Annotated in this window: 12 protein-coding genes; 2 read left to right on the forward strand and 10 right to left on the reverse strand. The window is 73.2% G+C overall.

Annotation, left to right across the window (positions count from 1 at the left end):
- Nucleotides 1-22 precede the first annotated feature (22 nt).
- The 9 genes from ABZ321_RS48150 to ABZ321_RS48190 all read right to left on the reverse strand — a co-directional run bounded on the left by ABZ321_RS48150 (nucleotide 23) and on the right by ABZ321_RS48190 (nucleotide 9,530).
- Nucleotides 23-709, reverse strand: a complete 687-nt coding sequence (locus ABZ321_RS48150; protein WP_354903099.1) for an ATP-binding cassette domain-containing protein — start codon at nucleotides 707-709, stop codon at nucleotides 23-25.
- Entirely contained in the window at nucleotides 706-1,437 is a 732-nt protein-coding gene (locus tag ABZ321_RS48155) for an ABC transporter ATP-binding protein (protein WP_344502854.1), read from the reverse strand. The genes ABZ321_RS48150 and ABZ321_RS48155 overlap by 4 nt, the downstream gene beginning before the upstream one ends.
- The gene (locus ABZ321_RS48160; RefSeq protein WP_344502856.1) at nucleotides 1,430-2,395 is read right to left on the reverse strand and encodes a branched-chain amino acid ABC transporter permease; all 966 of its coding nucleotides are present in this window, start codon (nucleotides 2,393-2,395) and stop codon (nucleotides 1,430-1,432) included. Before ABZ321_RS48160 ends, ABZ321_RS48155 begins: the two co-directional genes overlap by 8 nt.
- Entirely contained in the window at nucleotides 2,392-3,267 is an 876-nt protein-coding gene (locus ABZ321_RS48165; RefSeq protein ID WP_354903100.1) for a branched-chain amino acid ABC transporter permease, read from the reverse strand. The genes ABZ321_RS48160 and ABZ321_RS48165 overlap by 4 nt, the downstream gene beginning before the upstream one ends.
- Before the next feature lie 5 nt (nucleotides 3,268-3,272).
- Nucleotides 3,273-4,463, reverse strand: coding sequence for an ABC transporter substrate-binding protein (locus ABZ321_RS48170; RefSeq protein WP_344502858.1), 1,191 nt, complete (start codon nucleotides 4,461-4,463; stop codon nucleotides 3,273-3,275).
- 142 nt (nucleotides 4,464-4,605) lie between these two features.
- Entirely contained in the window at nucleotides 4,606-5,181 is a 576-nt protein-coding gene (locus ABZ321_RS48175) for an ATP/GTP-binding protein (RefSeq protein ID WP_344502859.1), read from the reverse strand.
- Nucleotides 5,182-5,266: 85 nt separating this feature from the next.
- Nucleotides 5,267-5,662 carry a roadblock/LC7 domain-containing protein gene (locus ABZ321_RS48180; RefSeq protein WP_344502860.1) on the reverse strand — a complete coding sequence of 132 codons (396 nt, stop codon included), beginning with the start codon at nucleotides 5,660-5,662 and terminating at the stop codon, nucleotides 5,267-5,269.
- Nucleotides 5,663-5,712: 50 nt separating this feature from the next.
- Nucleotides 5,713-8,352, reverse strand: coding sequence for a nitrate- and nitrite sensing domain-containing protein (locus tag ABZ321_RS48185; RefSeq protein WP_354903102.1), 2,640 nt, complete (start codon nucleotides 8,350-8,352; stop codon nucleotides 5,713-5,715).
- Between the two features lie 524 nt (nucleotides 8,353-8,876).
- Complete coding sequence (locus ABZ321_RS48190; protein WP_344502862.1) at nucleotides 8,877-9,530, reverse strand: aldolase/citrate lyase family protein; 654 nt, start codon at nucleotides 9,528-9,530, stop codon at nucleotides 8,877-8,879.
- A 122-nt stretch (nucleotides 9,531-9,652) separates the two neighbouring features.
- Here ABZ321_RS48190 and ABZ321_RS48195 point away from each other — a divergent pair, with 122 nt between their 5' ends.
- Both ABZ321_RS48195 and ABZ321_RS48200 read left to right on the forward strand, forming a co-directional pair.
- On the forward strand, nucleotides 9,653-10,093 hold the full coding sequence (locus tag ABZ321_RS48195; RefSeq protein ID WP_344502863.1) for a hemerythrin domain-containing protein: 441 nt from the start codon (nucleotides 9,653-9,655) through the stop codon (nucleotides 10,091-10,093).
- Between the two features lie 110 nt (nucleotides 10,094-10,203).
- Complete coding sequence (locus ABZ321_RS48200; protein WP_344502864.1) at nucleotides 10,204-11,091, forward strand: AraC family transcriptional regulator; 888 nt, start codon at nucleotides 10,204-10,206, stop codon at nucleotides 11,089-11,091.
- On the opposite strand, the gene ABZ321_RS48205 is transcribed toward ABZ321_RS48200, so the two are convergent.
- The gene (locus ABZ321_RS48205) at nucleotides 11,088-11,816 is read right to left on the reverse strand and encodes a TetR/AcrR family transcriptional regulator (protein ID WP_354903104.1); all 729 of its coding nucleotides are present in this window, start codon (nucleotides 11,814-11,816) and stop codon (nucleotides 11,088-11,090) included. The genes ABZ321_RS48200 and ABZ321_RS48205 overlap by 4 nt on opposite strands.
- Nucleotides 11,817-11,856: the final 40 nt, after the last annotated feature.

The raw sequence follows: 11,856 nt of genomic DNA on the forward strand, positions 1-11,856 counted from the left end.
CGGAGGGTGACTGCCCGACAACCTATCGAAGTACGGAAATTCCTGCCGCCCCTTGGGTGTCCCCCTCGTCGCCTTCCGTGACGGCGCCCAGCGTGCCGTTCTCCAGGTGCACGAGGTGCCCGGTGACCGCCCGGGCGTGCTCGGGCTGCTGCTCGACCAGCAGGACGGTGAGCCCGGTGCGGGTCAGCTCGGCGACGACGGACCGGACCCGCGCGGCGAGGTCGACGGCGAGCCCCTCGCACGGCTCGTCGAGCAGCAGCAGCCGCGGCTGGGTCAGCAGCGCCCGGGCGATCGCGAGCATCTGCGCCTCGCCGCCGGAGAGCTGGTTGCCCTTGTGGGTGAGTCGCTCACCGAGCCGCGGCAGCAGGTCCAGGACGCGCTGCCGGGTCCACTCCCCCTTGCGGCGCGACAGCGTCAGGTGCTCGGCGACGGTGAGGCTGGCGAAGACCCGGCGCCCCTGCGGCACCAGCGCGACACCCGCCCTGGCGATCGCGTGCGCCGGTCGCCGGGCCAGCTCGGTGCCGCCCAGCCGGACGCTGCCGGAGCGGGCCTTGACCAGGCCGGCGATGGTGTGCACGAGGGTGGTCTTGCCGGCGCCGTTCATCCCGAGCACCGCCAGGGCCGTGCCCTCTGGCACGGTCAGGTCGACGCCGTGCAGGACGGTGCCGCCGCCGTACCCGGCGTGCAGCCCCTCGATGGTCAGCGTCATGGGGCCACTCCGGCGTAGGCGGCCGCCACCTCGGGTGAGGAGCGGGTCTCCGGGACGGTGCCGGTGTGCACGTGACGGCCGGAGTGCAGCACCGTGATCCGGTCGGCGAAGCCGTAGACCAGGTCGAGGTGGTGCTCGACCAGCAGGATCGCGACGGTGAGCGGCAGCGACGCCAGCAGCGACGCGAGGACCTCGACCTCCGGCGGGGCGAGACCCGCGGCGGGCTCGTCGAGCAGCAGCAGGCGCGGCTCCCCCGCCAGGGCCATCGCCAGCTCCAGCTGCCGGCGCTGCCCGTGCGACAGCGCGCCCGCGAGGGTCTGGTCCACGCCGGTCAGCCCGACGCCGGCGAGCAGGTCCCGGGCGTGCTCGTGGGCCCTGGCGCGGCGACCGGCGCGCAGCCGTCCCCACGGCCGGCGGGCGGCGACGAGCACGTTGTCCAGCACCGGCAGGCTCGACCAGACGGCCGGGTGCTGGTGGGTCCGGCCGACGCCGAGCCGGGCCCGGCGGGCCGGGCCGAGGCGGGTGACGTCGTGGCCGTCGAGGCGGATGCGGCCCGCCGTCGGCCGCAGCGACCCGGCGACCAGGTTGAGCAGCGTGGACTTGCCGGCGCCGTTCGGGCCGATCAGCCCGACCCGGTCGCCGGGCGCCATCCGCAGGTCGACACCGTCCAGGGCGGCGAGGTCACCGTACCGGCGACCGAGCCCCTCCACCTCGAGCACGTCAGTCATGCGCCGACCGCTTCCCCAGCAACCCCCGTGGCAGGAGGTACACGCAGATGATGAACAGCCCGCCCAGCACCAGCGGCGCGTGGCCGGGCAGCGGCCCGGAGACCCAGTCGCGGGCGGCGACCACCAGGCCCGCGCCGAGCAGCGCGCCGACGAGCGAGGTGGCGCCGCCGATGACGACCGCGAGCAGGACGAGCGCGGAGACGTCGAAGCCGCCGTCGCCGGGCGAGACGTAGCGCTCGACGGTGACCAGCAGCGCGCCCGCCGAGCCGGCGAGGGCACCGGCGACCACGTAGGCGACGGTGAGGTATCCGGCGACGGGGTGCCCGCTGGCCCGCATCCGCTGCTCGCCGTCGCGGGCGGCCCGCAGCATCGCGCCGGCCGGCGAGCGCAGCACCAGCAGCACCGCGCCGACCAGCACCGCCACGACGGTGAGGACGTAGAGGTACGTGGCCCGGTCGGTGGTGAGCGTGACCAGCCCCGGCAGCGGGGCCGGGGACGCGAACGCGAGCATGCCGTCGGTGCCGTTCGTGACCGACTTCCACCGTCCGGCGATGGTCGAGGTGAGCTCGCCGAGCGCCAGGGTGATCATGAGCACGACGACGCCCCGCGCGTAGACCACCAGCGGCGCGGTGACCAGCGCGAACAGCGCCCCGGCGGCGGCCGCGGCGAGCAGCTGCACGACGCCGATCGCCACGTCGTGCCGGACCAGGGTCGCGGCGGTGTAGGCCCCGACGAGGTACGGCGCGGTCTGCCCGAGCGTCGGCAGGCCCGCGACGCCGGTGAGCAGCGCGACGCTGACGGCGAGCAGCCCGATGACGAGGATCCGGGTGAGGGTCTTGGTGGCGTAGTCGTCGAGGACCCACGCGAGGGGCAGCAGCACGGCGATCAGCGCCGGGAACCCCAGCGGCGCGAGGCGCCGCAGCGGGGCCGGCAGCGCGGGGCGCTTGAGCGCGGTCATGCGGCGCTCCTCCCGGCCGACAGCAGGCCACGGGCCCGCGCGGACAGCACGACGGCCATCGCGCCGAAGAGTAGGAACGGGGCGTAGTCCCGGGTCGTCTCCGAGGTCACCCCGATGGTCTGGATCTCGCCGACCGCGATCGCGGCGACGAACGCGCCGCCGATCGAGCCCATGCCGCCGAGCACCACCACGACCAGGGACAGCATGAGGACCAGGTCCGCGGTGCGCGGCCCGGGGCCGATGATCGGGGCGCCGAGCGCGCCGGCGAGCCCGGCGAGGGCACCGCCCGCGGCGAGGATGCCGGTGCGCACCATGAACGGGTTGACGCCGAGCGTGGCGACCATGTCACGGTCGTCCACGGTGGCGCGGACCAGGCTGCCGAGGCGGGTGCGGGCGACGACGACGTAGAGCGCCACCGCGATGAGCGTGGCGACGCCGATGAAGGCGAGCCGGTAGCCGGGGTACGAGTGCCCGGCGATGGTCACCGCCCGGTCGAGGCTCGCGGGGATCCGCACCGGCAGCTCGTCGGGGCCGAACACCCCGACGAGCAGGTCGCCGGCGACGAGCGCGACGCCGAACGTGAGCAGCGCCTGCGCCAGGTGGCCCCGCCCGGCGAGCGGCACCAGCAGCGCCGACAGGACGGCGCCGCCGGCCGCCGCGGCCACGGCGCCGATGAGCACCGCGGCCGCGAGCGAGGCCCACGACCCGTCGCTGACCTTCGCCGCCGCGTAGGCGCCGAAGGCGAACAGCGTGCCGTGCGCCAGGTTGAGCACGTCACCGACGCCAAAGGCGAGGGTGAGCCCGGCGGCGACGACGAAGAGCAGCAGGCCGTAGGCCACGCCGTCGACCGCCGGGATCAGGTACGCGTCCAACTCGGTCAGGCACCGACCGTCGCGAGGTCCTGCACCATGACGTTGGCGAGGGCCCGGCCGTCGTTGCGGACCTGCCGCAGGTACCACTTCTGGATCGGCGAGTGGTTCTTCGGGCCGAACTGCCAGTTGCCACGCGGCGACGCGATCTGGCCGAGCTTGGCCACGGCGGCGTTGATCGACTCGGGGGTCGGGTTGTCGCCGGCCGCGGCGATCGCGCGGTCCAGGACGGCGGCCGCGTCGTAGGACGCCATCGCGTACTCGGTCGGGGTCGCGTCCGGGTGCTTCTGCTTCCAGGCGGCGACGAACTTGCGGTTCTCCTCGTTGTCGAGGTCCGGCGAGTAGTTGCAGACGTTGAGGATGTTCCGCGCCGCGTCGCCCTGCGCCTGCAGCACCGAGCCCTCGGTGAGGAAGCCCGCGGCGTACAGCGGGATGTCCTTCGCGTCGGACTGCGCGTACTGCTTCACGAAGTCGATCGCGGCCTTACCGGCGTAGAACGTGTAGACGGCCTTGGCGCCGCTCTGCTTGATCTGCGACAGGTACGGCAGGAAGTTCGTGGTCGCCGGGAACGGCGTCCACGTCGCCTTGCCGTTGACCAGCTGGCCGCCGATCTTCGTGAACTCGGTGGTGAAGCCGCCGACCTGGTCGAAGCCGCCCTGGTACTCCGGCCCGATCGCGAAGACCGGCCCGTTGACCTTGTCCTTGATGTGCTGCGCGATGGCCTGGCCCGCGTCGGTGGACATGAAGCTGGTCGTCCACACGCCGCTGAGGTCCTTGAGCTCCGGCCGGCCGTTGGAGCCGATCAGCGGGATCTTCGCCTCGGCGAGCAGCGGCGCGACGGCCGCGACCGAGCCACCGCCGACGATGCCGGTCAGCGCGACGACCTTCTCGTCCTTGATGAGCTTCGTCGCGGCGGGCACCGCGGTCGGGGCGCCGTCGCCCTCGTCGGCGATCTTCAGGTCGATCGGGTGGCCGCCGAGCTTGTTGTCGTGCATCGACAGGTACAGCTCGAAGCCGCTCTTCAGGTCGGTGCCGACCGCCTGGTAGGTGCCCGTGAGGGAACCGAGGAAGCCGATCTTCAGGGTGGAGGCGGCGGCGCCGCTGTTGGACTTGGTGTCAGCGTCGCCGTCGGCGCAGCCGGCGGCTGCGACCAGCAGACCGGCGGCGAGCACCGCACTGACCAGCGATCGTCGTTGCATGGTTCTCCTATGTGTTCTGCGTTCGCGGTTGGTTCGCGGAGGGGTTCGCGGTGGGGTCGCGGACGTTCGTTCTGTGACGCGGTTCTGGTCGGTGGCACGGTTCTTGGCGTCGGCGCGGTCATCGGCGCCGGCGCGGTCGGGGTCAGCGGCGGGCGGCGGTGCGCTGCGCCAGGGCGTGCTCGGTGACGGCGACCAGGATCTCCTTGGCCGACGCGCGGGAGCGGACATCGGCGTTGATCATGGGCACGCCCGGGCTGACCGCGAGGGCGTCGCGGACGTCCTCGAGGTGGTAGCGGGCGGCGCCCTCGAAGTGGTTCACCGCGATGACGTACGGCAGCCGCCGGTTGTCGAAGAAGTCGATGGCGCCGAAGCAGTCGGCGAGGCGCCGCGTGTCGGCGATGACCACGGCCCCGATCGCGCCGCGGCACAGCTCGTCCCACATGAACCAGAACCGCTTCTGCCCGGGCGTACCGAACAGGTAGAGCACGAGGTCCTGGTACAGCGTGATCCGGCCGAAGTCCATGGCGACGGTGGTGCTGCCCTTGTTCGGCACGAGCGTCGAGTCGTCGTGAGCGAGGCTGGCCGCGGTCATCACCGCCTCGGTCGTCACCGGCGGGATCTCCGAGATGGCCCCGACGAGGGTCGTCTTGCCGGCGCCGAACCCGCCCGCAATGATGATCTTGACAGCGGTCGGCCGCCCGCGTCCCGGAGCGGTCATGCCGTCACCTCCGCTGCGCTCCGGCGCCGGCCTGACCGAAGACTGCGATCCCGATGCCCGGCCACTCCGCTGCGCTCCGGGCCGGTCATGCCGGCGCCCCGCGGACCGTCGGGGCCAGCGCGTCACCGATCCGGTTGGCCAGCTCGGTCATCTCGTAGGACACCTTGCCGACGTCGGCGTTCGGCGAGGCGAGCACCAGCAGCGACGCGCCGTCGGTGAACGCCATGGTGAACATGAAGCCGCCGTCGAGCTGGGTCACGTTGGAGATGACGCTGCCCGCCTCGAAGAACCGCGCCGCGCCGGCGAGCAGCGCGACGAGACCACTGCCGGTGGCCGCCAGCTGGTCGGCCCGGTCGCGCGGCAGCGCGCGGGTGTGGGCCAGGACCAGCCCGTCGGTGGAGATCGCCAGCGCGTGGCTGACATCGGGGGTGCGGGTCGCAAAGTTGTCCAGCAGCCAACCGAGATTACTCGGGTCGGTCACAGAAATGGTCCTCTCTTGCTGTTCTTGGTGCGTCAGGGAGCCCATGTGGATCAGGAGCCGCCGCCCGGCCGGCGGCCGGCCACACCGCGGGCGTAGGCGGACATCGCGGCGGCGACCTTGCTGGGGTCCCGGCGCGGTGCGGTGGAGCGTTCCCCCTGTGCCGGCGCGGCCGCGCCGGGCACCAGATGTCGCTGCGGCGCGCGGACCGGCAGGCCGGACGCGGTGACGCTGCTGACCTCGGGCGTGGCCGCCTGCTGGGCGGCACGCCAGCCGACGTCGGCGCTGGACTCCCAGTTCGTGGGCTCCTCGGGCGCGCTGTACACGCCCGTGTCGGCGAGCTCGACGGGTGTCTCAGTGCGGAACCAGCCGTTGACCGACTGGAAGATCGGCAGCTCGATCGAGTCGTCGGCGTCGGCGAGGATCGAGGGCATCTCGGGCTCCGGCAGCGGCGGCCACGAACCCGGGCCGGGCGGCATCGGCATCGGCTGCGGCGCGCGGTACTCCTGCACCGGCGCGTACTCCTGGACCGGCGCCTGGACGGGTGCGTAGTCCTGGACGGGTGCGTAGTCCTGGACGGGTGCGTAGTCCTGGACGGGTGCGTAGTCCTGCACCGGCGCGAACTCCTGCGTGGGCGTCGCGACCCGGTACTCCTGGGTGGGCACGTCGAACAGGCTCGGCGGCGCGGTCCGCGGCGCGGGCGTGAACAGCTCCGCGGCGACCGGGCGGGCGGCGGGACCGCCCCCGTTGCCACCGCTGCCGTTGCCGTTGCCGCCGGCGCTCTGGGCGTACCCGGCGGGCAGGCTCGCGGTGACCGCCGGCGCGAGCTGCGGCTGCCGCTCCGAGGCCATGATCGGGCGGAACACGTCCTTGGGGATGACCACCTCGGCGAGCGTGCCGGTGTGCTGGCCCGGCCGCAGCTGCACCTGGATCTGGTACCGCGCGGCGATGTGCCCGACCACGGTGAGACCCATGGCGCGGACCGCGGCGATGTCGATCGCGGGCGGCTGGGCGAGCAGCTGGTTGAGCTGCTCGCGGCGCGACGGCGGCAGGCCCACGCCCTCGTCGACGATCTGCAGGATGACCCGGTCGCCGAGGGCCCGGCCGGTGACCCACACCTCGGACTCCGGCGGCGAGTAGCCGGTGGCGTTGTCGAGCAGCTCCGCGAGCAGGTGCACGATCTCGTCGACCGCCTCGGCGACGACCGCGACGTCGTCGTCGACGCTGCCGAACCGGACCCGGGTGTAGTGCTCGATCTGCGAGATCGCGGCCTGCAGGACCTTGCCCATCGGGGCGTCCTCGCGGCGGACGCGGGCGGCGCCGGAGCCGCCCAGGACGAGCAGGCTCAGGTTGATCCGGGCCATCCGGGTGGCGAGGTGGTCCAGCTGGTACAGCTGCTGCAGCCGGTCGGGGTCGGTCTCGTCGCGCTCGACCCGGTCGACCTGGGCGAGGACCGCGTCGACCAGTCGCTGCTCGCGGCGGGACAGGTGGACGAAGATCTCGGCGACGTTGGACCGCATGACGGCCTGCTCACCGGCGATGCGGACCGCCTCGCGGTGGACCGCGCGGAAGGCCTGCGCCACGTCGGCGACCTCGTCCGCGCCGCCGACGACGAGCTTCGCCGAGGCGCGGTCCGCGACCTCGTCCGGGTCGACCGTGCCGGGCGCGGCGGCGCGCAGCTCCGCGACGACCGCGGGCAGCTGGTCGTAGGCGACGTCGCGGGCCGAGTCGTGCAGGGCGCGCAGGCGGCGGGTGATCCGCCGGGCCACGACACCGGTCAGGATGATCGCGATGAGCAGCACCAGGGCGACGCCGGCGATCTGGAAGCCGGCCTGGGTCATCTGCTCGTCGCGCAGGTCGCCGACCTTCTTCTGGATCGCGTCGTCGACCTTCTGCTGGACCCCGAACAGCAGGCCCGACCAGCCGGACATCGCGTTGATCCAGCCGCCCGTGTCCAGGCTGAACCGCTCACCGGGCCGGGTGCGGTTGACCTGGTCCTGCAGCCGCTGCGCGGCGATGACCTGCTCGCCGGTGCTGGCCTGCTCGTACCACCTGCGCCACTCGGCCGGGGCGAGGTCGTTGAACTGGACCGTCGCCTCGACGAAGCTCGTCCGGGTGGCGGTGATCTCCTGCTGGAGCGCCGGGGTCAGCTCGGTCGCCGCGACGGCGCGCAGCACGGCCGCCTGCTGCTGGCCGAGGGCCTCCGCGGCGCGCGACAGGGCGGCGGCGGCGCGGATCTGGTCGGCGAGCTCGGTCGGGGCGCCGGAGCGGGCCACCGACTCCCGGTAGGACAGCAGGTCGGCGATGAGGATGCGGTAGCTGAACGCGATGCCGGACACCGACGCGCGGGCGTCCTTGCGGACCTGCTCGCGCAGCTGCGCCAGGCCGTCGAGGTTCGAGTCGACGCGGCGGACCACGTCCGGCACGTCGCTGATGCCGGCGCGGCTCTCGCGGTACGCCGTGACGTTGTCGTCGGTGATCATCACCTGCGACGAGTACGCCTCCAGCTGCGCCGGGTTCGGGTTGAGCAGCACGTTGACGGCCGCGGCCCGCTCGCGCTGCAGCGCGTGGGCGAGGCCGCCGGCGTCGGAGGCGAGCGCCGAGAGGTCCTGCAGCTGCCGGCTGCGGTTCACCTGTTGGACGGTGGTCACCAGGGCGATGCCGGCGAACACGACGACGGCGACGAGCGGCACGCCCACGATGAGGCGGAGCTGGTCGATGATGCGCCGGCCGGGCCGTTCACGCCGCCCGGCCCGTGGGTCGCGCTCAGGCGCGGCCGGGGCGGCGGCGTGACGGGTCGGCCGACGATCGGGACTCAGCCGAGTGTCGCGCTCCTGTCTTGGGACGGGCAGCGACGACGTGCTCTGGCTTTGGGTCACGAAGAGTCCCCGCAGGCATCCGAGATTGACAATACGGGTCAGTCCTGACAAGCAGGCGCATGACGTTGAGCACAATCACAGGTCGGCCGATCCGTGTCAATACCGATGTCGCACGCGCGCCGCCGATCGCCTTGTTTTTCCTCATCCGTTGGGTTGGTGTACACGAACCCATACGGACCCAAACGGCTGCCACGGGGCCAACTTCCGCTGGCCATGGGACGCCGGGCGCAACGGCGACGTTTCCAGGTTTTTACGGGACGGAAATACTCACCGAACGCATCGCCGACAGCACAAAGGGTAAGTATTTGCCGTAGGTCACATAATTTCGTGCCAATGTCCTATGGGGTTGCGAATACTTTGTTGGCGGTCCGGACCTGGTTCTCGTCAAGGCATGTCCGGCCGCGGAAGCCGAGCCGGCGCAGGACCACGCCGGACGGTTCGCAATCGGTGCCGGGCGGGCACGCCGCGGCGATCGGCGGCGCCAGCCGGGCCGCCGCGCCGGCCATCACGACCATCGACCGGGCCCACAGCAGCTCGCGCTCGTCGTCGCCCGGCTCGACCAGCAGCTGCCGGGCCAGGGGGCCCTCGGCGAGCTGGAGCCGGGCGACCCGCGGGGCGCGGGCGATCTCGGCGGCCTGCAGGACGGCGGCGGCGGTCGCCAGGCGGGGAACGACGGCGATCCGGCCGACCGGCAGCCGGGCCGCCTCCTCGGCCTCGGCGATGACGGCACTGAGGGCGGCGATCTCGCTGGCCGACTCGGCGGCGACGCAGACCCCGGTCAGCGCGGGCGAGACGACGACCCGCAGCGCCTGCCGGCCCCGCTCCGTCGCGTCCAGCCGGACCCAGACCGCCTCCCGGGCCGCGTCCACGATCCAGCCGCCTACGGCGGCTGGGTCGGCGGCGCCGCCGAGGTCGACCACCAGGGCGTCCGCCTCACTGGTACCGATGCTTCCGACATTTCGGATATCGGGGATATACAGCCACGACCGCATAGTTCGATCATCGGCCGGAAGTGCGCGCCGCGCACGTCGTGCGGTGCGTTTTGACCGTTTAGCCCTTCTTGCCGCCGGGTATGCATGCACGCTGAATGGTGACCGCGACGACAGGGGGAGTCATGGCATCCGACGCCGTCACGCTGATCATGAATGACCACCGGCTCATGGAGCAGCTCTTCGACCGGCTCCGAGCCGGCTCGGGCGACCGGCAGCTGCTGCTCGACGAGATCGCCGCGCGGCTCACCGCGCACAGCCACGCCGAGGAGCAGCAGGTGTACCCGTCGCTGCCCGACGAGGTCGCGCACCGCGGCGCCGACGAGCACCACGAGGCGGAGCGGATGCTCCACGACCTGCAGCGGATGGGCCCGGAGGACGAGTCGTTCAACGACCGCCTGGAGGACTTCATCGCCACCGTCGGCCACCACGTCGAGGAGGAGGAGACGTCGACGCTGCCCGCGCTGCGCGAGTCCGTCGACGAGGCCCGCCTCATCGAGATCGGCGCCGCCTTCGAGCAGGTCCGCCTGGAGGAGCTGGCGGTCGCCGGCATCAGCGTCGGCTGAGCCCGGCCCGCACGCCCGCACAGGCGTCATGAGCGCGATTCCGGCCGCGCCGGCACCGGAATCCGGTGGAGATGACGGCTCGGCCCTGCTTGGGTACAGTCGGGCAGGTCATGGTGCTTCTGCGGGCTTCGCCGACCGCGGCCGTCGATGCGGCGCGGCTCAGCGACCTGCCCGCACACCCCGCGCCGCAGCGGGTCCGCGACCATGTCGTCATCCTCGCCAGCACCGGCCAGGGCACCCACACGATCGACTTCGTGACCCACGCCTGCCGCCCCGGCACGCTGCTGTGGGGGCGTCCCGGCCAGGTGCACCAGTTCGGCGGGCAGGCCGGCTTCGACGCGACCGTCCTCGCCTTCCCGCCCGCCACGCTGCCGGCCCTGCCGCCGCTGCCCGTGCGGCTCGTCACCGACCCGACCGCACCCACCTGCTGGCAGCCGGCCGGCGAGGACGAGGAGGCGATCGTCGCTGAGATCGCACAGATCGCCGTCGACCGGGCCCGCAGCGACGGCAGCGAGCTGAGCCGCGCCCTCCTCGCGCACCAGGTCGCGGTCCTGCTGATGCGGATCGTCGCGCTGGCGCCACCGGTGCGCTCCGGCCCCGCCGCCGACCTGATCGACCAGCTCCGCGCCGAGATCGAGCGCGACGTCACCCACCGCCGGGTCGAGGACTACGCCGAGCGGCTGGGCTGCTCCGTGCGCACGCTGACCCGCGCCGGCCTCGTGATGACCGGCCGCAGCGCGAAGCAGATCGTCGACGAGCGGATCGCCCTGGAGGCGAAGCGCCTGCTCGCCACGAGCACGCTGCCCGTCGCCGAGGTCGGCCGGCGGCTCGGCTTCGACGAGCCGACCAACTTCGGCCGGTTCTTCGCCCGCGAGACCGGCCTCACCCCGGGCGCCTTCCGCGCGACTTTGCTGCGCTCCCCCGCCCCGCCGCGCGTGCCGCACCAGCGCTCGTCCCTGCCGGGCCGCCTCACCCCGCTGGCGCCCCGCACGGCCTAGACCTCCGGGGTCAGGCGGCAGCCGGACGGGCCGTCCGGCACGGGGATCGAAAGCTCGCTCGCCGCCTCCTCGCGGCCCACGAACGGCACCAGCGTGAAGTACGCGAGCATCGGCAGCAGCGCGGGGAGCTGCTCGACGCGGCCGGCGGCGACGTGGCGGTAGATCGTCGCGTAGATGCCGCCGACGACCGTCTCGACCAGCTCCTCCGGCATCGGCAGGTCGCCGGCGCTCGGCGCCTCGCTGAAGAAGCGGTCGAAGCGGCGCAGCAGCTCGGCGCGCTCGGCCCTGGCCAGCGGGCCGGCGGCGTCGATCTCGACCACCGCCGTGGTGGCGAAGGCCGGCAGCTCGGCGAGGACCTGCAGCAGCACCCGCAGGGCGGCGCGGGCGCCGTCGCGCCAGACGGGTTCGGCGCGGAACGCGGACTCCATCAGGTGCAGCAGGAGGTCGGTGCCGTGCCGGTAGGTGGCGATGAGCGCGTCGTCCTTGCCGGCGAACAGCGCGTAGAAGGCGGGCCGGGTCACGCCCGCGGCGCGGCAGATGTCGCTGACCGTCGCGTTGGCGTAGCCCTTCTCCGCGACGGTGTGCACGACGGCGTCGTAGAGGCGCTCCCGCTGGTTGGCGGCGACGACCTCCGGCGGGACCCTGCTCGGGCCGCGTTTGATGGCGCGGGACGGGTCGCGCGCCTCACGGGCCCCGGGCAGCGGGCTCAGCGGGTGATCTGCCATACCTCAAGTATCGATCAGGCACGCTCGCACCGGGGCGGCG

The organism is Dactylosporangium sp. NPDC006015 (assembly GCF_040614215.1).
Lineage (GTDB): Bacteria > Actinomycetota > Actinomycetes > Mycobacteriales > Micromonosporaceae > Dactylosporangium > Dactylosporangium maewongense.